Source organism: Polaribacter sp. KT25b (assembly GCF_900105145.1).
GTDB lineage: Bacteria > Bacteroidota > Bacteroidia > Flavobacteriales > Flavobacteriaceae > Polaribacter.
In genome coordinates this window covers 1,244,479-1,266,580 of sequence record NZ_LT629752.1, presented here as the reverse complement: position 1 = coordinate 1,266,580, position 22,102 = coordinate 1,244,479, and the positions used below count along the sequence as shown (strand labels likewise).

Here is a 22,102-nt window from a genome sequence, read left to right as displayed (position 1 = left end):
TTATCACAAATTGATGCTTTAAAATATAAAAGCTAGTAAAATTAAATTATATGATAAAAATCAATTCAACTCTATCTATTGGCTTTTGGTCTATAGCAATTTACAACAAACCTAATTAACCAAACAATTAAACTAAAAAGTATTAATATTAATGAATATTCTTTTATGTAAATTATAAAATGGAGTTTATTACATTAGATTCACATACAAAAAACCCTTTAATTGATTATTTTTATCAATTTAAAATAACGGAAAAAGATTTACCTTTTGAAACTCTTATACTGCCCGTTGGCAGCTCTAACATTGCTTATAATTTTTGTGAAGAAGATATTTTATTTACACATAAAAAAAATAAATCTTTTTATAATAAACTAACTTTAATAGGGCAATTTTATGGCAGTTATGAAATATTAATAAATAAAGTAAATTACAATGTTGGTTTTGATCTAAAACCAACATCCTTATATAAAATAATAGATAAAGATGTTTCTTTTGTAACAAATAAACAAAAGCAATTAAAAGATTTTCACTTTGAATTATATGAAAAATTAAATCCTTTATTTTTAAAATATAAAGATGATATTACCAAGCTTATAGAATCTATTAACAACGAATTTGATCAATTAACTTTATCAAAAGATAAAAATATAGAACATATAGATAAAGCTATTGCTATTATAATAAAAAATGAAGGAATTATTAAAGTTACAGATTTATTAAAAGAAGTACCTTTTAGTCAAAAATCTTTAGAAATTCAATTTAAAAAAATAATCGGTGTTACTCCAGGTAAATATATAAGACAATATCGTTTTATGAATTTAATGCGAAAATATGTATCTAAACAAATAGAGATAAGAGATTTAATTTTTCAATCTAATTATTATGATAAATCTCACTTTGAAAAAGATTTTAAACTTTTTATGAATCAAAGTTCAAAAAAGTTTTTTCACGAAGATTACCCTTTATTAAGAAAGATTCTTAAAGAGTCATAATTACGATTTTTTACAAAAATTTAATAATTTAATAACTTATCTTTACTGATGATTATTTACAGTTTTGGGGGAAACTAATAATTAATAATTTTAAAAAGAGTTGATTTTTATAATCAACTCTTTTTTTATGCCTAAAACTGTCACAATTTAATTTCATTGCTGTCTTTACATAAAATAACTTTAAATAAATACATCATGAAAAATAAAATTACATTCATCTTTTTTCTTTTTTTAGCAACAACATTTTCATTTGCACAAAAAACAATAGAAGCTACTAATATTTTAAAAGATATAAAAGCAGGCAAATCTGTTTCTTATAAAAATGCAACAATTGTTGGGGTTTTAGATTTAACGTATATGGATGATGCCATGAAAAAATTACCAAATAAAAAGAAAAGTAGTTGGTGGAGCAGCGGAAACTCATCTAACGAGATAAAAAAAATAATTGATGTAAAAGTATCTTTCATTAACTGTACTTTTAAAAATGATGTTTTGGCTTATATACCAGATGAAGATTCTGGGTACACATTTACCGCTAGTTTTGAAGAAGATGTAATTTTTAAAAACTGTAACTTTGAAAGAAAAGCAATGTTTAAATACTCTCGTTTTGAAAGAAATACCGATTTTTCTGGCACTTCTTTTAATGATGATAGTACTTTTAAATATGCAAAATTTGATAATAGCATTAATTTTTCAAACACTAAGTTTGATGAAATTGCAACTTTTAAATATGCTAATTTTAGCAAAAATGTAAGTTTTGCAGATGCTGATTTTAAAGATTCTGCAATATTTAAATACACAAAATTTAATAACGGGGTTTCCTTTAAAAACACCAATTTTAAAGAAGATTTAAATATTAAATATATGAAAGTATCTGGAGATTTTAACATTACAAACATGAAAGTTAGCTATGAAATAGACTCTAAATACACGAAAATAAATGGTAAAAGTTTCGATAAATATTTACTAGAAACCAGATAAAAAAGCAAAAAAAAATTACAAAGAAAGGTTGATAAAATTATCAGCCTTTTTTTGTGTTTATAATTTAGTAATTTAAGTTATTATCAATACAAAAAACTCAAATTTACTAAGTTTTTTCTTTGGATAAACTTTAAACTATTTATCAATAAAAATAATTAAGATGAACATAGAAAACTTTATTAAAAAATAAAAAATTTAACAATAAAAAGAAAACGCAAAAGAACAATAATTATTGAAAACCATAAAATTTAACATCAAAATATAAATTATTCTTAAAATATAAAGTCTTTTAATATGTATTTGTAAATTACAAGTAATTTTACTACTTTGCAATGTACAAATTAGAACAACCTTATGCCTACAGAAATTACAAGATTATTTGATTTTCCTAACTATCAATTAGAAACTTATAATCTTAAAAAAGCTCTTTCCACAAAATATAATGGAAAATGGAAATCTATATCTTCACAAGAATATGTAGATAAATCGAATCAATTTAGTAGAGGTTTACTAAAATTAGGTATAAAACCTAACGATAAAATAGCCATAATTTCTACATCAAACAGAACTGAATGGAATATTTGCGATATTGGTGTATTACAAACTGGCGCACAAACTGTACCTATTTATCCTACAATTAGTAAAGAAGATTATGAATACGTTTTAAATCATTCTGAATCTATTTATTGCTTTGTTTCTGATGTTACTATTCTAGAAAAATTAAATCAAATTAAAAGTAAAACCAAGCTTATAAAGGTTTTTACTTTTGATGATATAAAAGGAGAAAATAGCTGGAATGAAATTTTAACTTTAGGAGAAGATACCAGCAATCAAAATGAAGTTGAAGAAAGAAAAAACGCAGTAAAAACAGACGACTTAGCAACACTTATATACACTTCTGGCACAACAGGAAGACCAAAAGGCGTAATGCTTTCTCATAAAAATATTGTTTCTAATGTTATTTCTTCTACTAAAAGAGTTCCTTTAGAATATGGAAATTCTAAAGCTTTAAGTTTTTTACCAGTTTGTCATATTTTTGAACGTATGATTTTATATTTATATCAATATTGTGGTGTAGATATCTATTATGCAGAATCGATTGAAAAACTATCAGAAAATGCACAAGAAATTAAACCAGAAGTAATGACTGCTGTACCTAGATTATATGAAAAAATCTATGATAAAATTGTACTAAAAGGAGAAGATTTAAAAGGTATTAAAAGAAATTTATTTTTCTGGGCACTAAACCTTGGCTTAAAATATGAACCTTATGGAGCAAACGGCTGGTGGTATGAAAAACAATTATCTATTGCTCGTAAACTTATTTTTACAAAATGGCAAGCTGCTCTTGGTGGCCAGTTAAAATTAATGGTTTCTGGAAGTGCAGCTTTACAACCAAGATTAACACGTGTTTTTGCTGCTGCAGGAATGCCAATTATGGAGGGTTATGGTTTAACAGAAACCTCTCCTGTAATTTCTGTTAATGATGTAAATAATGGTGGTTTTAGAGTTGGTACTGTTGGTAAAGTTATAGAAGGTGTAGAGGTAATAATTGCAGATTCTGGTGAAATTTTAGTAAAAGGACCAAATGTAATGCAAGGTTATTATAAAGATCCAGAAAAAACAGCTACTGCTCTTAAAAATGGTTATTTTTATACGGGTGATAAAGGAGAACTTGACAAAGATGGATTCTTAAAAATTACGGGTAGAACAAAAGAAATGTTTAAAACTTCTGGTGGTAAATATGTAATTCCGCCTTTATTAGAAGGAGATTTAAAACAATCTTTATTTATAGAACAAGTAATGGTTATTGGTGAAAACGAAAAAATGCCAGCTGCTATTATTCAACCAAATTTTGAATTTATTAGAGAATGGATTCATCATAAAAACTATACAATAGGTACTTCTAATGAAGAAATTGTAACTTCGGATATTGTAATAAAACGTATTCAGCAAGAAGTTGATAAATACAATAAAAACTTTGGTAAATGGGAGCAAATAAAACGTTTTGAATTAACTGCAGATGAATGGACTATTGAAAGCGGACATTTAACGCCAACTATGAAAATGAAACGTGTTATAATTCTAAAAATATATGAAAACTTATATAATAAAATTTATAGATAGTTTAAATTTTAATTAAAAAAAACTCCCACAAGTGGGAGTTTTTTTTGCTTTAAAAACACATAATAAAACCTTCTTCTATCAACATCGTTAATGAAAAATATTAGCATTAAAAACAATCATAAATTATAAAGCAATATATATAGTTTTTAAATATCAAAACATGATCTTCTAAAATTTAAAATATTCTATTTATTTAATTATTAAGACGTTAAACTTTTAAATTTTAAAATTTTCATTATTTAAAAAAAATATTACTTTAGCAACCCCCAACGTAATTCTTTAAATTACTGCAATTTAACTTCTCAAGTTAAATATGTATTATAAATTTTATAAATAAAATTTAATAATATAAATAATAATTCTTAACATTTCTCAATTTTATAAACATGAATAGCCCCCAAACTTTGGTAAAAATGAACCATATAAAAAAAACTGCTAATAAATTAATAATAATTAGTTGTGTATTTTTTAGCTTAGCTGTTATAATTAGTTGGTTTACTAAATCCGAAGAAATTTTATATTTTTTTACTAGTGGTGCAACAATGAAGTTTAATACCGCTTTAATATTTCTACTTTTAGGTATAAACTTATTCATTTTTGATAAAAAAGAAGAAATTTACAAATCACTTTACAAGTTATTTAGTACAATTACTATTTTACTTGGTTTATTTACTTTAGTAGAATATGGTGGATTTACTTTTTTTGAAATAGACAACCTTTTTATAAAGGATTCTTTTTCTAAAGTTAATCCTGGTAGAATGTCTCCTGCAACCGCAATTTGCTCTATTTTAATCGGTATTTCTTTTTTAACCTGTAAAACGAATAACGATTTACTTATACAATTTGGTAAAAGCACTAAAGTATTAGTAACAATAATTTCATTTATTTCAATCATTTCTTATATACTTATAATACCATCAGAAAATAAATCTTTTATTTTTAGAACAATGGCAATACATACTTCTGTATTATTTTTTGCTATTTCTTTATTATTAATGTTTAAAAGAGAAAACTCAATATTTAATAGTTTATTTTTTGATAAATCTATTGGAAGTAATATTTTTAGAAAATCGCTTCCTTTAATTATTTTAATTCCTGCAGTTATTGCGAATGCCATATTATTAGCTATAAACCAAAAATGGTTAAGTATCGATTTTGGCCTAGTTACTTTCACTATTATACTAACTCCAATTTGTATTATTTATCTTTCTAAATTGTCTATAAACCTAAATTTAATTGATACAAAAAGACAATTACTTGAAAATAATTTAAAATTAAAGAACAAAAATCTTGTAGAATTTAATGAAGCACTAGATTATACTGCGATCTTTTCTATTACTAATATTGATGGAAAAATAAAATATGCAAATGATTCTTTTTGTGAAATTTCAAAATATTCTAGAGAAGAACTTATTGGTAGCTCTCATACGCTGTTAAATTCTGGCTATCATGATAATAATTTCTTTAAAAACCTTTGGCAAACAATTATTTCTGGAAAAATATGGACTGGAGATATAAAGAATAAATCTAAAGACGGTAGTTTTTACACTGTAAATACCACAATAATACCAATTAAAAATTCTAGTGGAAATATCAGTGATTTTTTAGAAATAAATAACAAGTTCACAATTTCATCATAAAAATAATGTTTTTCTTCTTTTTTTATATTTAATTTATATTTTTCAATAAAAAAAACCTATAAAATTATCTATTTAACATTTTAATTGTTTATTTTTAGTTTGCTAAAAGAAAAAGAAATGAAAAAATACTTTTCAAATAAAACTATTGAAGATTACAATTTAAAAAATTCCTTTATAGACATTTATCAAAAAGCAGTTATTGCTATTTGCTTTTTAGTGAGTTTAACAGTAATGTTAGGTTGGTTTTTAGATATAAGATTCCTTTTAAGTATTTTACCTGAAAGTGCTACAATGAAATTTAATACTGCTCTAATTTTTTTTATTGCGGGTATTAATTTAGTTATTCTTAGAGCAAATAATAAATCTTTTAAAAAAGTTTATAATTTTTTAGCTGTAACAACAATAATTATTGGAGTTATAACATTTATTGAATATTTTGATATTTCTAGCTTTAAGTTTGATAATGTTTTTGTTGAAGACAATTATTCTTTAGAAAACCCAGGAAGAATGTCTCCCGCAACTGCCTTATGTTCAATTCTATTAGGTCTTGGTTTTTTAGGTAATAGCTCTAAAATAAAGATAATTAAAAAACTAAGTGAAGATACTGTTTTGTTCGTTGCTTTAATTTCTTTAATTGCATTAGTATCTTACTTTTTAATGATTCCTTTAGAAAAAAGAACTTACTTTTTTCAATCAATGGCATTTCATACCTCAATAGTCTTTTTTATAATTTCTATACTACTAATATTAAATAATAATAGCTTATACATAATAAATTTAGCAAAAGGAAAATCTGAATCTAATAAATTTTTTAGAAAATTACTTCCAAAAATTATCTATTTCCCTATAGCATTAGGTAGTGTATTATTAGTAGCAATAAACTTAGATTTGGTAAATTCAACATTTGGAATAAGTAGTTTTATATTAATACTTATTTTTATAAATATTATTTATATTTCTCATATTTCTAAAAATTATGATGTAAGTAATATAAAGGAAAATGTTTCTAAAAACACTAATAAAAAAGATCTCCAATAATTTTAAATTAACATCCTATAATCTTAAATTAAAGCTTTTATTAAAACTATCTGTTAAGATTAAACTTTAAATTGAGTTAAATGATGATCTAAATGTTTGTAAAAAGAATTATTCCATTCAGTAATTGTTAGTTTACCAAAAGAATGAGATTCTTTTCCATCAAAATATTTTTCACCTAATTTTTGAGTTTTATTTATAAAATCTATCAAACGTTTTTTTTCTTTTTCAAATTCTCGTTCATCAGAAATTATAAATTGCGGAGCAGTTCTACTATTTTTAGAGTAAGTTTTATCAGAAACAACAGTCTTTTTAACAAACATTTTTAACATCATTTTTACAAATGCATTTGGTTTTGGGTGTTTGTCTGTATAAACCATTTCGTAAGTTACACAACAATGAGCTAACATTTGTGAAACCGACATTTTACCCCAATTTGCTTGTGTGTTTGGAGATAAATTATTTATTCGTTTAACTATTTCGTCAACAACTTCCTTTGTAAATATATTTTTCATTTTAATGTAAAATTTTAAATAACAATTCTTTTAAAATATCTTCTTGTGTTAAATTTGCTCCAACACCTTTACTTTTTACATCTGCATCTCTTAAAAAAGCAATTACTTGCGCAACTTTGCGCATTGGGTAATTTCTACCAGCTAAAAAATATTCATCTACAAAATAAGGATTTACACCTAAAGCTCTAGCAACAGAATTTTTAGATTTATCTTTTAAACCATGAAATAATAAAAGTTGCGTAAAAAAACTATTTAACAAAGAAATCGTCATAACTGTTGGGTTATTCTTCGGATTTTCAGAAAAATAGTTAATAATTCTGTTCGATTTTAAAACGTTCTTCTCTCCTACTGCTTTTCGCAATTCAAAGTTATTAAAGTCTTTAGAAATTCCAATATTGTCTTCAATATGTTTGTCATCAATAATGGTTTCTTTTGGCAGAATAATCATTAATTTATCTAACTCATTCGATATTTTACTTAAATCAGTTCCTAAAAACTCCACTAACATTTGTGATGCTTTAGGTTCTATTTGATATTTTTTGCCACTTAAAACTCTTCGAATCCAATCTGAAACCTGATTTTCATACAACTTTTTACTTTCATAAATTAAACCAGATTTTACAATTGCTTTGTGTAATTTTTTACGTTTATCAAGTTTTTTATATTTATAATTTATAACTAAAACCGTTGTTGGTTGCGGATTTTCTGCATAAGACAACAATTTTTCTATGCTTCTACTTAAATCTTGTGCCTCTTTTATAATTAAAACCTGTCTTTCTGCCATCATAGGATAACGCTTTGCAGACGAAACAATATCTTCTACACTTGCATCTCTACCATACATTATTTGCTGATTAAAGCCTTTTTCTGCTTCATCAAGAACATTTTCTTCTATATAATCAGAAATTTTATCAATATAATAAGGCTCATCACCCATTAAAAAATAAATAGGTTTTAAGTTACCATTTTTAATATCTGAAACAATGTTTCTTATTTCGTTCATTTTCTTACTTTTGATTGATGATTAAACTCAACCTACCAACGTATAATTTCAAACTCAAAAGTAAAGAAAATAAGACGCTTATTTTTGATAAATTGAGAAAAAAATATATGGTTTTAACGCCAGAAGAATGGGTTCGTCAGCATTATGTTTCTTTTTTAATTGAAGAAAAAAACTACCCAACCTCTTTAATCGCTTTAGAAAAACAGTTAACAATTAACAATCGTAAAAAGAGAACAGATATTTTAGTTTTTAATACGGATGGAAATCCTGAAATTATTGTGGAATGTAAAGCGCCTTCAATTAAAATTACACAAGATACTTTTGATCAAATTGCGCGCTATAATTTAAAATTAAAAGCCAATTTTCTGATTGTAACAAATGGTTTAGAGCATTTTTACTGTAAAATGGATTTCGAAAATGAAACCTATATTTTTTTAAAAGAAATACCAGATTATAAATAACAAATCTTTCCTTTTTTATTAAGAAATAATTATCAGTAAACTAATTTTTAAACTGTAAATTCGCATCCTTGAAAACAGCAATTGTCATATTAAATTGGAATGGAAAAAAATTGTTAGAACAGTTTTTACCATCTATCGTAAAATTTAGCTCAGATGAAGCAGAAATTTACGTGGCCGACAATGCTTCGGATGATGATTCTATTTCTTATATAAAAAACGCTTTTCCATCAGTAAAAATTGTTAAAAACATAGAAAACGGTGGTTATGCACAAGGATATAATGATGCTTTAAAAAAAATTGATGCAGATATTTATTGTCTCATAAATTCGGATGTAGAAGTTACACAAAATTGGCTCTCTCCTATTTTAGATGTTTTTAAGTCTGATGAAAATACAGCTATTATTCAGCCAAAAATATTAGATTTTAAAGACAAAACTAAATTTGAATACGCTGGTGCAGCAGGCGGATTTATTGATTTATATGGTTATCCTTATTGCAGAGGTCGTGTTTTTAATGATTTAGAAAAAGACAGCAATCAGTATAATGATATTTCAGAAATATTTTGGGCATCTGGTGCTTGTTTATTTATCCGTTCTAAAATCTATTGTAAATTAAATGGTTTTGATGAAGATTATTTTGCACATCAAGAAGAAATAGATTTATGCTGGCGAACTCAAAATATTGGTTACAAAGTAAAATATGTTGGATCTTCAACTGTTTATCATGTTGGTGGCGCAACTTTACAAGAAACAAATCCGCAGAAAACATTTTTAAATTTTAGAAATAGTTTGTTAAATGTGGTGAAAAACGTGCCTAAAAAATGGTTTTTGTTTGTAGTTTTTTCACGTTTACTTTTAGACGGAATTGCAGGAATCAAATTTATTTTAGAACTAAGACCAATACATACTTGGGCAATTGTAAAAGCACATTTTAGTTTTTACAAAAACTTTTTTAAATTCTTAAAAAAGAGAAAAGTACTTCAAAAAAAATCTGATTATAATCTACACACAAGTATTGTTTGGCAGTATTTTGTTATGGGTAGAAAAAAATTTACAGATTTAAAGTAACTAATTTTAATTTGCTCTCAATACAATTCTACAAAAAAACTGAATCAATTAAACTAACAAATTAATTTACTTTCATACTTTTAAATTTACAGAGTAAACCTAAAGTATATCTAAACTTCCTTTTCCTTCTCTAATTACTTCTGGATAATCATCTGTTAAATCAATAATTGTAGAAGCGTAATTATCACCATAACCACCATCAATAACAACATCTACCAAATGATTCCATTTTTCAAAAATCAATTCTGGATCTGTTGTATATTCTAAAACATCATCATCATCCCTAATTGATGTAGACACAATTGGGTTTCCTAAACTTGTAACAAGTGCTCTAGCAATATTGTTATCAGGAATACGAATACCAACAGTTTTTTTATTTTTAAAAGACTTTGGTAAATTATTACTTCCTGGTAAAATAAAAGTATAAGGCCCCGGTAAGGCACGTTTTAAAAGCTTAAAAGTTGGCGAATCTATTTGCTTAACATAATCTGATAAATGACTTAAATCGTTACAAACAAAAGAAAAATTAGCTTTGTCTAATTTTATACCTTTCATCTGTGCTATTTTTTCTAAGGCTTTAGTATTCGTTATATCGCATCCTAAACCATAAACAGTATCGGTAGGATAAATAATTAATCCTCCTTTTTTTAAAATTTTAACAACTTTATCTATTTGTCTTTGATTTGGGTTGTCATTGTATAATTTAACAAATTCTGCCATAGTATAAAAATACAAAAAAACTCAACTTGAAGTATACAAGTTGAGTTATATTTTTGGGAAGCTACAAATATTAAGTCTTATCTACTAACCTAAATCCTTCTCCATGAATGTTTAAAATCTCAACATTCTCATCTGCTTTTAAATATTTTCTAAGTTTAGCAATGTAAACATCCATACTTCTAGAAGTAAAATAATTATCGTCTCTCCATATTTTTGTAAGCGCTAACTCTCTTGGCATTAAATCATTTTTATGAATAGCCAACATACGTAACAATTTACTTTCTTTAGGTGACAATTTAACAGGCTCACCATCTTTACCATCAGATAAATGACGTAATTTAGAATTAAAGAAAAGAGAACCTATATTAAATTCAAATTCTTCTGATTCTTTAGATTGATCGCTATCTTTTCTTTGTAAAATTGCTTTAATTTTGTGCAATAATACTTCAGAATCAAAAGGTTTATTTAAATAATCATCTGCACCAACAGCATATCCTTTTAAAACATCTTCTTTTAATGTTTTAGCCGTTAAAAAAATAATTGGCACTTCTTTATTTGTTACTCTAATGTCTTGTGCTAAAGAAAAACCATCTTTTCTTGGCATCATAACATCTAAGATACATAAGTCATAATCACTGTTTTTAAACATAATTAAACCTTCTATACCATCTTTAGCGTGTGTTACATTATAATCGTTTAACGCTAAATAATCTTTTAAAACTGTTCCGAAATTCGGATCGTCTTCTACTAATAAAATCTTTTTACTTCCCATTTTGTATACTTTTATATTAAAGGTAATTTTACTGTGAATATACTTCCTTCTCCTTTTTCACTTTCAACAAAAACTGTTCCATGATGTTTTTCTACAATTTCTTTTACATAAGCTAAGCCCAATCCATGACCTTTTACATCATGTATATTTCCTTTTTGCTCTCTATAAAATTTGTCAAAAACAAGTTTTTGTACACTTTTTGTCATTCCTATTCCGTTGTCTTTTATTTTAAAAATAAAAAACTTATTTGTACTTTCTGTGTAAACATCAATCTTCGGACTTTTTTCTGAAGAATATTTTATGGCATTTTCTAACATGTTAACAATAACATTTGTTAAATGAAATTCATTACCAGAAATCTCTGTAGTAATTGCCTCAAAATGTGTTTCTACAATTCCGTTTTTGTTATTAATTAACAAACTAACATGACTAATTGCGTCTTCAATTATTTCGTGAACATCAACAATATCCTTACTAAGTTCTAATTGATTTTTTTCTAACCTAGAAATACGTAACACATTTTCTACTTGCGTATGCATTCTCTTATTTTCATCACGAATCATTTGCACGTATCTCAAAACTTTTTCTTCATCATTTAGAATCTTAGGATTTCTTATAGAATCTAAAGCTAAATTAATGGTTGCTATTGGAGTTTTAAACTCATGCGTCATATTATTAATAAAATCAGTTTTAATTTCTGATATTTTTTTCTGCTGAAGTAATTGATATAATGAACTTGAAAATGCAACAATTATTATAAAAATAAAGAACAAAGACAACAATAATATATTAGAAAGACCAGATAAAATATGATCATTTTTAGTTGGGAATGTTATATATAATAAATATTCTGGTTCATCATTAGAATCAAAAAATAATGGAAACGAATAACTATCTTTCTTATTAATTGTATAATAACCAGATTTTAAATTAATTGCTAAACCATCTCTACCATAAACACCATATTTAAAATCTAAATCGATGTTTCTTTTCTTTAACTCTTCTTTTATTGTTTCGTTAAGCTCCCTATTACTTAATCTTTTATGAATAGGATTTATTCTATTATAATCTTTAAACCACTCAGAAAATTGACTTTTTTCTATATTTGTTAATCGTTTAGTATATGAATAACTTTTTTCATCGGTAGCAGAAAATAAATTATCTGGACCTTTTATTAATTTAGATTGAAAAAAATCTTTTTTACCTGTAACTCTTTTAAAAATAACTGAATCGTTAGATAAAAATTCTGTAGGAATTTCAATGTTTTCTTCTAAAATGGTAGATCCAAAAGAAATTTTTTGATGATTTGTTGTGTCTATCTCTTGAAAGAAAAGACTTTTAATTTGAGCTTTATTTGCTAATACTGCAGATTCAAGAATACCCTCAAACTTTTTATCAAAAAGACTTCGTTCTTTTTCATTTATCTTTTCGGTAACACTACCCAAAGATTTTTGAACATCATTTTTAAATTGTTCCTTTTTACTTTCTACGGCATTATTAATCCAATACAATTGCACAGCTATAATCCCAATTAGGGAAAAGCTCATTAATACTACAATAAGAACAAACATTTTCTTGCCCATAAATCAAAATTAAGCTATTCAAAAATTGAAATTCAGGTTTTATACGAAATTAATGCAATTTTAAGAGTGTTTTAACAGTATCAGTAAAAATACTTAAAGGTATCTATATTTTTCTGTTAAAATATTATGAATATAATTTACTTGTTTTTTGGAATCATCAAGGTTTTCATTGCAAATTATATAGTTAGATTGCAACAATTTTTTATCGTCTTTCCATTGATTTTTCATTCTACTTAACACTTCTTCCTTTGTTGATGTATCTCTTAAAGTAACTCGTTTAATTTTCGTACTTATATCTGCATAAACTGTTATAATAAAATTACAAAAAAGATTGCTTTTACTTTCAAAAAGAATTGCATTTTCATAAATAATATATGTTTTATCTAAATTCTTGTTAACAAAATCTTTAAAATGTTTTTTTACTTCCGGATGAACAATCGCATTTAAAGTAGCTAATCTTTTTGCATCATTAAATACAATTTCAGAAATATACTTTCTGTTTAATTTTTGATTAACAAAAGCTTGGTCTCCAAACTCTTTAATCAATTTTTCTTTAATCACTTCAGATGAATTCATTAATTTCTTAGCTTCAACATCAGCAATATAAATAGCAACATTTTTAAACTTAAAAAATAAATTAGCAACTGTAGTTTTACCACTTCCAATGCCACCTGTTAAACCAACTATCATGTTTTATTTTTGAATTAGAAAATCTATTTTTGTGGGTACAATTTTAAAGCTTTTTATAAAATCTGGCTTTGTTGTTACTTTGGGTATTAAATAAGAAAGGTTATTCTTTTCTGATATTTCAAAATCGCATTCTACTGTAAATGATGCTTCAGAAACTTTAGTAAAATTAGATAAAGCAACAATAAACACAACTTCTACATTATCAGAAAGTGTGGTTAAATTAATATGATCTGGAAGGTTTTTTGTTATAAACGGTATCTTTAATCTTCCTTCTGTAAATCTTTCTACATTTCCAGAAACAGTTGCTTTTGCAGTACTAAACTTAAGATTTTTACCTTTAGTTTGCTCAACAATCTGTACTTCTTCAGAAAAATTTTCTTTTAAATCATTTAATGTTATTTTTTTTAAATTAAGAGATGTTATTTTTTTTAGTTGATCTTCTGGACCAGAAATTACTATAGAATCTGGAACTACTTTTATATCACCTAAAAGAGCATAACCAATTTGATACTTAATGTCTAAATCTGGTTTTAAAACTACTTTCTTTGATTTTAATAACCCTAAATTTAAATAAATTGTGTCTTGTAAAATTTCTTGTAATTGAATACCCGATTTTAATTGTTTTTGAATTTTAGTAAATTGATTTTTAACTAATAAATAATACTTAGAACCTTTTTTTCTTTGTAAAACAGAAGACTCTAAATTAATTGTTTTATTATAAATTTTAGACCTTAAAAGTTTAAACCCAGACGATTTAACGGCAATATCAATTTGCTTAATTGGTGTTTCTTGCAACAACTTATCTTGCTGTATATTTATATAATTTACAGGACAAGTAATTACAGTAGAATATTCTTTTGAAAAGGTAATTAACAACCAAATAAAAAAAGAAGCAATTAAAAAGCCTATAAATGTTTTTGGTATTTTTTGGGTAGTTTTCACCTTATTTTTTTTATTGCAATCTAGTAAAAAGATACAAAACAAAAAAAGTGAGCTTCAACTAAAAAGAAAAAGCTCACTTTAATTATATTAATTAGTAAAATTATTTAATAGCAGGTGCTAAATATTTTTTACTTAATTCCATAGAAATAGCAGAACGTTCAAACTTAATTTTACCAGCTCCAGTTTCTATCGTTACAGTATTATCAGTATTATTTATTTCTACAATTTTACCATGTATACCGCTAGAAGTAACCACTTTTGTTCCTTTTTTAATTTCTGCTTGAAAAGCTTTCTCTTTCTTTTGACGATTCATTTGTGGTCTTATCATAAAAAAATATAAAACCCCTATCATTGCTACAAAAGGTAACATTGAAGCTAAACTACCGGTATCGAATTGTAATCCTATTGTTGAAAACATATATTTATTTACTTTTTGGTGTAACCATCCCTTTAATTGTTAACATTTCTCTACCTGCTTCTGTATTGGTAGTTAATGTAACTGTTTTTTGTTGTCTGTTTGGTTTACCGTTTGTGTTAAACTTTACTTGAACATCTCCAGTTTCGCCTGGTTTAATTGCTCCTTTTGGCCAAACAGGAATTGTACAACCACAAGTTGCTTGTGCATTAGTAATTACTAAATCTGTTTTACCCGTGTTGGTAACTTTAAAAACAGTTTCTACAATATCTCCTTCATTTACAGTACCAAAATCAAATTCTGATTTATCAAAAGAAATAGATGCTACTCCTTTTTTAATTTCTAAATCTCTAGATTTTGCATTGTCAACATTTTCTTTGTTAATTTTTTTTGCTGCATTATCTGCATTTTTACAAGCTGTAAAAAAACTTGCTGACAAAACAAAAGCTAACAAAATTGTTATTTTTCTCATGATGTTTAAAATTTTTTGTAAAAATACTAAATTAATTATCTAAAACAATATTTTATAGTAAGCCTCTTCCTATTTTAACAATTCTTTTATTATTTATAAATTCTTTAGAAATTTTATCTAAAACTCCGTTTATAAAGTAACTACTTTTTTCTGTAGAATAATCTTTAGCTATTTCTATATACTCATTTATAGTTACTCTTGTTGGTATAGACGGAAAACTAATAAACTCAGTAATTGCCATTTTTATTAAAATCATATCAATATCTGCAATTCTATCAGTTTCCCAATTAGGCGTTTTATCTGTAATATCTTGTTCGTAGGTTTGTTGTTTTAAAACCGTTTTCTTAAATAAAGCAGAAACAAAATCTTCATCATCTTTATCTTTATACAAACTACCTACAACAAAGATTCCAATCTCTTTAAATTTACTTAAAGACTTTACTACCCAAGTATTTACAAAAGGAATATCATCTACCCAAGAAATCATTTTGTCTTCGTAATACTCTGCCAACTTTTCATTAGGAGCAATAATTTCTTTAAAGAAATCAACAACAAAAGCTTTGTCTAATTTAAAAGAACTTTCTTTTGTGTTTAAATATTTATTGTATAAATCACTTTTTTGTAATTCATCTAAAATAATTTTAACATACTCAGAATCTAATTCCCAGTTATTAAGATTATTCATCTCAATATAACTCTCTACGCTTATGCTTTCTGCAATTGCGTTAATTACTTTATTGTCTAAAAATTTAGTGTTTGGGTTTAATTCTTCTTTTGTAACAAGAATTTTCTTTTTTGATAGCGCAATTCTTTTTGCTGCTAGTTTTTGAACTTCAACTAAAAGTTGAATGTTTAAAACATACAAATCGAACATTTTTAAAATACTATGCTTTAAAAATTTATCTTCTCTAATAATATCGTCATTATTAGATTGCTGCATTGCGTATACAGATTGCATTACTTTAACTCGAATATGTCTTCTGTTAATCATTGTAAAGAACTTAAATTGTTGGCATTTTTATTGCGCTGCAAAAGTAGTATTATTTTAGTTTTACAACAGCTTTTTTAATACTTTTTTAAGAAAAAGATTCTTTTTGAAACGCGTATCTTCGTGCTTTATTTCTTAACCCAATTTTCTTTGAAAGCTCTACAATATTTAAATAAATATTTTTCTAAATACAAATGGCGATTTTTAATAGGAATTTTAATTACAGTTCTTTCTAAAATTATAGCTTTAAAAGTACCTAAACTTGTTGGTAATTCTTTAAATATTGTCGAAGATTATTTAAAAGGAACTACTACTGATTTAGACATTGTAAAACATGAGCTTTTTATAAATATTTTACTCATAATTGGGGTTGCGTTTTTTAGTGGGTTTTTAACTTTTTTAATGAGACAAACTATTATTGTTACTTCTCGTTTAATTGAGTTCGATTTAAAAAATGAAATCTATCAGCAATATCAAAAATTATCGCTTAATTTTTATAAAAACAATAGAACTGGCGATTTAATGAACAGAATTAGCGAAGATGTTACAAAGGTTAGAATGTATGTTGGCCCTTCTGTAATGTACACCACCAATATGATTGTACTGTTTGCTGTTTGTTTTGCAGAAATGGTAAAAATTGATTTAAAACTTACCTTATACACTTTATTACCTTTTCCTTTACTTTCTTTTTCTGTATTCTTTTTAAGTAAAATTATACACAAAAGAAGCACAATTGTACAACAAAATCTATCAAAATTAACAACATTTACGCAAGAACTTTTTTCGGGAATTGATGTTGTAAAATCTTATGGAATAGAAAAATCGATGACCAAAGATTTTGATAAAATTTCTAATGATAACAAAGAAAAAAACATCCATTTAGAAAAGGCAAATGCACTATTTTTTCCATCAATAGTTTTATTAATTGGTATTAGTAATATAATTGTGGTTTATGTTGGTGGTTTACAATACATAAACGGAACTATAAAATCTGGAACTATTCTAGAATTTCTATTATATGTAAATTATCTTACTTGGCCAGTTGCAATTGTTGGCTGGGTAACCTCAATGATTCAGCAAGCTGATGCTTCTCAAGCAAGAATAAATGAATTTTTAAATCAAGTACCAGAAATTAAAAACGAAAACGATTCTCACACAGATATTTACGGTAAAATAACTTTTAAAGACGTAACATTTACTTATGATGATACAGATATTACAGCTTTAAAAAACATCAATTTTACAGTAAATCCAGGCGAAACACTAGCAATTTTAGGAAAAACGGGTTCTGGTAAATCCACAATTATCGAATTAATAACAAGATTGTACGACACTCAAAAAGGTATTATTTTGTTAGATGATAAACCAATTAAAGAAGCCAATTTATATGATGTTAGGCGTCAAATAGGTTTTGTTCCTCAAGATCCTTTTTTATTTTCTGATACAATTGAAAATAATATTAAATTTGGAAAAGAAGATGCTACTGAACAAGAAATTATTGAAGCAGCTAAAAATGCAGTTGTGCATGATAATATTATAGATTTTGCTAACGGATACAAAACCATTCTTGGAGAACGTGGTGTAACTTTATCTGGCGGACAAAAACAACGTGTTTCTATTGCGAGAGCAATTATTAAAAACCCTAAAATATTAATTTTTGATGATTGTTTATCTGCTGTAGACACAGAAACTGAAGAAAAAATACTATCTAATTTAGAAAAAGTTTCTAAAAACAAAACCACTCTTATTATTAGTCACAGAGTTTCATCAGCAAAAAATGCAGATAAAATTATTGTATTAGATGCTGGTAAAATCATACAACAAGGAACTCACAATCAATTAATAACAGTTAGTGGTTATTACAAAGATTTATACGATCAACAACTTTTAGAAAAAGAAATGTAATCTTTAACATTGCTACCTAAAATATTTTATTAGATTTGTAGGTATAACAAACAATTTATAACAACTATTTAAAAGAATTATGGCAGAGAGAGTTGAACAGGAAGAAATTTTTTCACAAGTATTAAGAGCAGGAAGAAGAACCTATTTTTTTGACGTTAGAGCAACAAAAGCAGATGATTATTACTTAACTGTTACCGAAAGCAAAAAATTTACGCACGATGATGGAACTTTTCATTATCAAAAACACAAAATTTACTTATACAAAGAAGATTTTACAGATTTTCACCAAATGTTAAGCAAAGCTACAGATTACATTCTTAACGAAAAAGGAAACGAAGTAATTAGCGAGCGCCATCAAAAAGATTTTAAGAAAGAAGAAACTACAGAACAAACTAAATCTACAGACAGTTTTACAGATATTTCTTTTGATGATATTTAAAGATAAAAAACATTTAATATTTGATTTTTAGTTTGTTAAAAACTAAGACAAATAAAACAATTCTTAATTCAAGTTTAATATATATTTTAGAAATCGTAAACATTTAATGTTTACGATTTTTTTTATAAAACACGTTTCATTACATTACTTTTAGAAACAGTTTCTTCCCATTCTTTTGTAGCATTACTGTCTTTTGTAATTCCGCCACCAATAAAAAGAGATGCTTTATTTTTGTTGATATTCATACATCTTAAATTCACAAACAACGAAGAATTTTGAATGTTAACTGTTGAATTTTCAATATTTAATTCCCCTAAAAAACCGGTATAAAAACTTCTTTTATAATATTCGTTTTCTAAAATAAATTTTTTCGCTTTTTCTCTTGGCAAACCACAAACAGCCGGCGTTGGATGCAATGCTCTTACCAACGTTTTTAAGTTTGATTTTTCATTTAAAACTCCTGTAACTTTTGTTTTTAAATGCAACAAACTACCAGCTTTTACAGTTTCTGTTTTATCAATTTTTAAATTTGATGAAATGTCTGTTAATTGATTTTTTATAAAATCTGTAACTAACTGTTGTTCTTCTAATTCCTTATTTTTCCAAACAACATTTTCGGTATTTTCATACACTTGAGTACCTGCTAAAGACATGGTTGTAAATACTGAATTTTCAATATTTAAAAGCGTTTCTGGCGTTGCGCCAAGCCATAAACCAACCTTTGGATGAAACCAAACATACGCAAATGCATTACTATAATTCTGCAATAATTTCTGATAAATTTCAAGCAAGTTAAAATCAGAAATTTCTACTTCTTCAGTTCTTGAAATTACTACTTTTTTAAAATCATTTTTTTTGATTTCTTTAATCGTTTTTTCAACTAATTTTATATGATTTTCTTTGGAAGCTTCATCCGCCGAAAAAGTTTTTTCATCAGTAATAAAAGTATCTAAAGAAAGTTTTTCTGTAATAAATTCAGATTTTTTAAATGGAAATAAAATTGCTTTTTGCTCGCTATCAAAAGGTGCAAAAACAAAACCAGATTCGGCAAAATTATCAGTAAAAAAAAGAGTTTCATCACGCATAAAAAAACCAGAAATAGTAAATGAATTTGGTTTTCTATATACCACAAAAGGTTTCGCCTCTTTATAAAAAGCAGTAATATTATTAAAAATTTTCAAGCTATTTTTTGTCTAAAATAATGTTGGTAAGTTTACAAATAGAAATTAAATTATCTTCTTCGTCGATAATTTTAATTTCCCATAAATGTGTTGTTTTTCCTTGATGAATTGGTTTTGCAATACCAAAAACAAATCCTTCTTTTTTACTTTTTACATGGTTAATACTTAACTCAATTCCTTTAACAATCTTCGTTTTTGTGTCTACAAAAAGCGCAGAAGCACAACTACCAACCGTTTCTGCTAAAGCTGCAGTTGCGCCGCCATGTAGAATTCCGTAAGGTTGATGAACCTTCGAATTTACAGGCATTTTTGCTGTAACATAATCAGTACCAACATCTACAAACTCAATATTTAGAGTTTCCATTAAGGTATTTTTGTTAAGATTGTTTAAAATTTCTAGGGTTTTTATTTTATCCATTAACAAGAAGTTTAAAAAGTAAAAATACGCATTATTTTTTTGTATTTTTGCATCAATATTTTGATTGATTTTTATGTATAAAATACGCATTATTTTAGATACCAAAGAAGACGTTATTAGAACTATTTTGGTTGACGAGAGCATTAATTTAGAAGATTTACACACAACAATTGCAGCTTCTTTTGGTTTTGAAGGACACGAAATGGCTTCTTTCTACAGAACTGATGATGAATGGAATCAAGGTGAAGAAATTCCGTTATTTAACATGGCAGAAGCTGGCGAAGAAATTTCTATGCAAACTTGTTTTGTTGATGAAGTTTTACCCCAAGAAAACAGTAAACTTATTTATGTTTACGATTTCTTAAAGATGTGGACCTTTTATGTAGATGTTGTAGAAATTTCATCAGAAAAAAATGAAAACCTACCTCAAACAATTTTATCTTTTGGTGAAATGCCAGAAAAAGAACCTAAAAAAGAATTTGTTGCAGAAAAATTAGAAGACGAGTTTGGCGATGAAGACATCGATGATTTTGATGATTATGATTTTAATGAATATTAAATAATTTTAAATTTATAAAAAGCTTAAGCGTTTATCAACTAATTTGATAAACGCTTTTTTTATCCAAAGAAAAAGAATCTCAAAAAAGCAACTTTTTAAAACTTTACAGAAATTATTTATTGATAATTAAAAAACTTTCAACTATAATTTTAATGAATAAATCAAAATTATTAATCGTAACAAAAAGTGATAATTAATAAATGATAACATATTTTTACGTAACAAAATTGTAAATTGGTCGTCTAAACTCTATAACCGACTAAAACAATTTCTTTGGAAACAATCTTATCTCTCAAAAATCTCGATAAAAAATACGGTAAAGTTCATGCAGTTAACAACCTTTCTTTTGATATTCAAAAAGGAAATGTTTACGGAATTTTAGGCCCTAATGGTAGTGGAAAATCTACAACTTTAGGTATTATTTTAAATGTTGTAAACAGAACTTCAGGAGAATTTTCTTGGTTTAAAGGACAATTATCTACACACGAAGCTTTAAAAAAAGTTGGCGCAATTATAGAACGCCCAAACTTTTATCCCTACATGACTGCAACTCAAAATTTAGCATTGATTTGTAAAATAAAAGGAATATCAACAGAGAAAATTGATGAAAAATTAGCAACGGTTAATCTTTTTGAGAGAAGACATAGTAAATTTAGTACATTCTCTTTAGGAATGAAACAACGTTTAGCAATTGCTTCTGCATTGTTAAATGATCCAGAAATTTTAATTTTAGATGAACCAACTAATGGTCTAGACCCGCAAGGAATTCACGAAATTCGTCAAATTATAAAATCGATAGCAGCAAACGGAACAACAATTTTATTGGCTTCTCATCTTTTAGATGAAGTTGAAAAAGTATGTTCTCACGTTGTTGTTATTAGAAAAGGAATAAAATTATATAGTGGTCGTGTTGATGAAATGACAGCATCTAATGGTTTGTTTGAGTTAAAAGTTGATGAAAAAGAAGATGAATTAATTAAATTATTAGAAAACCATGAAGCAATTGGTAAAATTACCAAAGATCATGAAACACTAATTACAACTTTAAATAACAATATTTCATCCGCAGAAATAAATGCTTATTTATTTAAAAATGGAGTTGTTTTATCTCATTTGGTAAAACGTAAACCTAGTTTAGAGCAACAATTTTTAGATTTAACCAACAACAATTAATCAACAAAAATCTTTACTAGTTTT

Annotated in this window: 23 protein-coding genes; 11 read left to right on the top strand and 12 right to left on the bottom strand. The window is 25.8% G+C overall.

Going from position 1 to position 22,102, the window contains the following annotated elements; genetic code table 11:
• The first annotated feature begins 179 nt into the window (after nucleotides 1-179).
• From BLT70_RS05335 to BLT70_RS05315, 5 genes are all read left to right on the top strand, one after another.
• A complete protein-coding gene (locus BLT70_RS05335; RefSeq protein WP_091892373.1) occupies nucleotides 180-992 on the top strand; it encodes an AraC family transcriptional regulator in 813 nt (270 codons plus the stop codon).
• 195 nt (nucleotides 993-1,187) lie between these two features.
• Nucleotides 1,188-1,973, top strand: a complete 786-nt coding sequence (locus BLT70_RS05330; protein WP_091892371.1) for a pentapeptide repeat-containing protein — start codon at nucleotides 1,188-1,190, stop codon at nucleotides 1,971-1,973.
• Between the two features lie 354 nt (nucleotides 1,974-2,327).
• Nucleotides 2,328-4,100 carry a long-chain fatty acid--CoA ligase gene (locus BLT70_RS05325; RefSeq protein ID WP_091892370.1) on the top strand — a complete coding sequence of 591 codons (1,773 nt, stop codon included), beginning with the start codon at nucleotides 2,328-2,330 and terminating at the stop codon, nucleotides 4,098-4,100.
• 413 nt (nucleotides 4,101-4,513) lie between these two features.
• Nucleotides 4,514-5,740, top strand: a complete 1,227-nt coding sequence (locus tag BLT70_RS17315) for a PAS domain-containing protein (protein ID WP_197678381.1) — start codon at nucleotides 4,514-4,516, stop codon at nucleotides 5,738-5,740.
• A gap of 117 nt (nucleotides 5,741-5,857) precedes the next feature.
• Entirely contained in the window at nucleotides 5,858-6,778 is a 921-nt protein-coding gene (locus BLT70_RS05315) for a hypothetical protein (protein WP_091892368.1), read from the top strand.
• 59 nt (nucleotides 6,779-6,837) lie between these two features.
• On the opposite strand, the gene BLT70_RS05310 is transcribed toward BLT70_RS05315, so the two are convergent.
• Together BLT70_RS05310 and holA are read right to left on the bottom strand one after the other, a co-directional pair.
• A complete protein-coding gene (locus BLT70_RS05310) occupies nucleotides 6,838-7,290 on the bottom strand; it encodes a DUF1569 domain-containing protein (RefSeq protein ID WP_091892366.1) in 453 nt (150 codons plus the stop codon).
• A 1-nt stretch (nucleotide 7,291) separates the two neighbouring features.
• A complete protein-coding gene (gene holA / locus BLT70_RS05305; protein ID WP_091892365.1) occupies nucleotides 7,292-8,293 on the bottom strand; it encodes a DNA polymerase III subunit delta in 1,002 nt (333 codons plus the stop codon).
• A gap of 17 nt (nucleotides 8,294-8,310) precedes the next feature.
• Here holA and BLT70_RS05300 point away from each other — a divergent pair, with 17 nt between their 5' ends.
• Entirely contained in the window at nucleotides 8,311-8,754 is a 444-nt protein-coding gene (locus tag BLT70_RS05300) for a type I restriction enzyme HsdR N-terminal domain-containing protein (RefSeq protein WP_091892364.1), read from the top strand.
• A gap of 68 nt (nucleotides 8,755-8,822) precedes the next feature.
• Complete coding sequence (locus BLT70_RS05295; protein ID WP_091892362.1) at nucleotides 8,823-9,821, top strand: glycosyltransferase family 2 protein; 999 nt, start codon at nucleotides 8,823-8,825, stop codon at nucleotides 9,819-9,821.
• A gap of 99 nt (nucleotides 9,822-9,920) precedes the next feature.
• Here the strand turns inward: BLT70_RS05295 and BLT70_RS05290 are convergent, their stop codons facing one another.
• From BLT70_RS05290 to nusB, 8 genes are all read right to left on the bottom strand, one after another.
• Nucleotides 9,921-10,541, bottom strand: coding sequence for an L-threonylcarbamoyladenylate synthase (locus tag BLT70_RS05290; RefSeq protein ID WP_091892360.1), 621 nt, complete (start codon nucleotides 10,539-10,541; stop codon nucleotides 9,921-9,923).
• Nucleotides 10,542-10,611: 70 nt separating this feature from the next.
• Complete coding sequence (locus BLT70_RS05285) at nucleotides 10,612-11,313, bottom strand: response regulator transcription factor (RefSeq protein WP_091892358.1); 702 nt, start codon at nucleotides 11,311-11,313, stop codon at nucleotides 10,612-10,614.
• Between the two features lie 11 nt (nucleotides 11,314-11,324).
• Complete coding sequence (locus tag BLT70_RS05280; RefSeq protein ID WP_368086345.1) at nucleotides 11,325-12,860, bottom strand: sensor histidine kinase; 1,536 nt, start codon at nucleotides 12,858-12,860, stop codon at nucleotides 11,325-11,327.
• A 129-nt stretch (nucleotides 12,861-12,989) separates the two neighbouring features.
• The gene (gene coaE / locus BLT70_RS05275; RefSeq protein WP_091892355.1) at nucleotides 12,990-13,586 is read right to left on the bottom strand and encodes a dephospho-CoA kinase; all 597 of its coding nucleotides are present in this window, start codon (nucleotides 13,584-13,586) and stop codon (nucleotides 12,990-12,992) included.
• Nucleotides 13,587-13,589: 3 nt separating this feature from the next.
• Nucleotides 13,590-14,528 (bottom strand): CdaR family protein, encoded by a 939-nt coding sequence (locus BLT70_RS05270; RefSeq protein ID WP_091892353.1) that lies wholly within the window; start codon nucleotides 14,526-14,528, stop codon nucleotides 13,590-13,592.
• 100 nt (nucleotides 14,529-14,628) lie between these two features.
• Nucleotides 14,629-14,946, bottom strand: coding sequence for a preprotein translocase subunit YajC (gene yajC, locus BLT70_RS05265; protein ID WP_091892351.1), 318 nt, complete (start codon nucleotides 14,944-14,946; stop codon nucleotides 14,629-14,631).
• A gap of 4 nt (nucleotides 14,947-14,950) precedes the next feature.
• On the bottom strand, nucleotides 14,951-15,415 hold the full coding sequence (locus tag BLT70_RS05260; RefSeq protein WP_091892348.1) for a DUF1573 domain-containing protein: 465 nt from the start codon (nucleotides 15,413-15,415) through the stop codon (nucleotides 14,951-14,953).
• A 52-nt stretch (nucleotides 15,416-15,467) separates the two neighbouring features.
• Complete coding sequence (nusB, locus tag BLT70_RS05255; RefSeq protein WP_091892346.1) at nucleotides 15,468-16,406, bottom strand: transcription antitermination factor NusB; 939 nt, start codon at nucleotides 16,404-16,406, stop codon at nucleotides 15,468-15,470.
• A gap of 147 nt (nucleotides 16,407-16,553) precedes the next feature.
• Here nusB and BLT70_RS05250 point away from each other — a divergent pair, with 147 nt between their 5' ends.
• Together BLT70_RS05250 and BLT70_RS05245 are read left to right on the top strand one after the other, a co-directional pair.
• A complete protein-coding gene (locus BLT70_RS05250) occupies nucleotides 16,554-18,308 on the top strand; it encodes an ABC transporter ATP-binding protein (protein ID WP_091892344.1) in 1,755 nt (584 codons plus the stop codon).
• 79 nt (nucleotides 18,309-18,387) lie between these two features.
• A complete protein-coding gene (locus BLT70_RS05245) occupies nucleotides 18,388-18,747 on the top strand; it encodes a PUR family DNA/RNA-binding protein (RefSeq protein WP_091892342.1) in 360 nt (119 codons plus the stop codon).
• Nucleotides 18,748-18,869: 122 nt separating this feature from the next.
• Here the strand turns inward: BLT70_RS05245 and BLT70_RS05240 are convergent, their stop codons facing one another.
• Nucleotides 18,870-19,928 (bottom strand): chorismate-binding protein, encoded by a 1,059-nt coding sequence (locus BLT70_RS05240; RefSeq protein ID WP_231962824.1) that lies wholly within the window; start codon nucleotides 19,926-19,928, stop codon nucleotides 18,870-18,872.
• Between the two features lies 1 nt (nucleotide 19,929).
• Complete coding sequence (locus tag BLT70_RS05235; protein ID WP_091897424.1) at nucleotides 19,930-20,346, bottom strand: PaaI family thioesterase; 417 nt, start codon at nucleotides 20,344-20,346, stop codon at nucleotides 19,930-19,932.
• A 73-nt stretch (nucleotides 20,347-20,419) separates the two neighbouring features.
• Between BLT70_RS05235 and BLT70_RS05230 the strand changes: the two genes are divergently transcribed.
• Both BLT70_RS05230 and BLT70_RS05225 read left to right on the top strand, forming a co-directional pair.
• Nucleotides 20,420-20,905 carry a hypothetical protein gene (locus tag BLT70_RS05230; RefSeq protein WP_091892340.1) on the top strand — a complete coding sequence of 162 codons (486 nt, stop codon included), beginning with the start codon at nucleotides 20,420-20,422 and terminating at the stop codon, nucleotides 20,903-20,905.
• Between the two features lie 273 nt (nucleotides 20,906-21,178).
• Nucleotides 21,179-22,078 (top strand): ABC transporter ATP-binding protein, encoded by a 900-nt coding sequence (locus BLT70_RS05225; protein WP_091892338.1) that lies wholly within the window; start codon nucleotides 21,179-21,181, stop codon nucleotides 22,076-22,078.
• The last annotated feature ends 24 nt before the right edge of the window (nucleotides 22,079-22,102 follow it).

Coding starts and splice junctions, on each gene's coding strand:
- BLT70_RS05310 (WP_091892366.1), bottom strand. CDS start 7,290: ATGAAAAATATATTTACAAAGGAAGTTGTTGACGAAATAGTTAAACGA.
- BLT70_RS05245 (WP_091892342.1), top strand. CDS start 18,388: ATGGCAGAGAGAGTTGAACAGGAAGAAATTTTTTCACAAGTATTAAGA.
- BLT70_RS05330 (WP_091892371.1), top strand. CDS start 1,188: ATGAAAAATAAAATTACATTCATCTTTTTTCTTTTTTTAGCAACAACA.
- coaE (WP_091892355.1), bottom strand. CDS start 13,586: ATGATAGTTGGTTTAACAGGTGGCATTGGAAGTGGTAAAACTACAGTT.
- holA (WP_091892365.1), bottom strand. CDS start 8,293: ATGAACGAAATAAGAAACATTGTTTCAGATATTAAAAATGGTAACTTA.
- nusB (WP_091892346.1), bottom strand. CDS start 16,406: ATGATTAACAGAAGACATATTCGAGTTAAAGTAATGCAATCTGTATAC.
- BLT70_RS05290 (WP_091892360.1), bottom strand. CDS start 10,541: ATGGCAGAATTTGTTAAATTATACAATGACAACCCAAATCAAAGACAA.
- yajC (WP_091892351.1), bottom strand. CDS start 14,946: ATGTTTTCAACAATAGGATTACAATTCGATACCGGTAGTTTAGCTTCA.
- BLT70_RS05335 (WP_091892373.1), top strand. CDS start 180: ATGGAGTTTATTACATTAGATTCACATACAAAAAACCCTTTAATTGAT.
- BLT70_RS05235 (WP_091897424.1), bottom strand. CDS start 20,346: ATGGATAAAATAAAAACCCTAGAAATTTTAAACAATCTTAACAAAAAT.
- BLT70_RS05260 (WP_091892348.1), bottom strand. CDS start 15,415: ATGAGAAAAATAACAATTTTGTTAGCTTTTGTTTTGTCAGCAAGTTTT.
- BLT70_RS05285 (WP_091892358.1), bottom strand. CDS start 11,313: ATGGGAAGTAAAAAGATTTTATTAGTAGAAGACGATCCGAATTTCGGA.
- BLT70_RS05315 (WP_091892368.1), top strand. CDS start 5,858: ATGAAAAAATACTTTTCAAATAAAACTATTGAAGATTACAATTTAAAA.
- BLT70_RS05325 (WP_091892370.1), top strand. CDS start 2,328: ATGCCTACAGAAATTACAAGATTATTTGATTTTCCTAACTATCAATTA.
- BLT70_RS05280 (WP_368086345.1), bottom strand. CDS start 12,860: ATGAGCTTTTCCCTAATTGGGATTATAGCTGTGCAATTGTATTGGATT.
- BLT70_RS05300 (WP_091892364.1), top strand. CDS start 8,311: ATGATTAAACTCAACCTACCAACGTATAATTTCAAACTCAAAAGTAAA.
- BLT70_RS17315 (WP_197678381.1), top strand. CDS start 4,514: ATGAACCATATAAAAAAAACTGCTAATAAATTAATAATAATTAGTTGT.
- BLT70_RS05230 (WP_091892340.1), top strand. CDS start 20,420: ATGTATAAAATACGCATTATTTTAGATACCAAAGAAGACGTTATTAGA.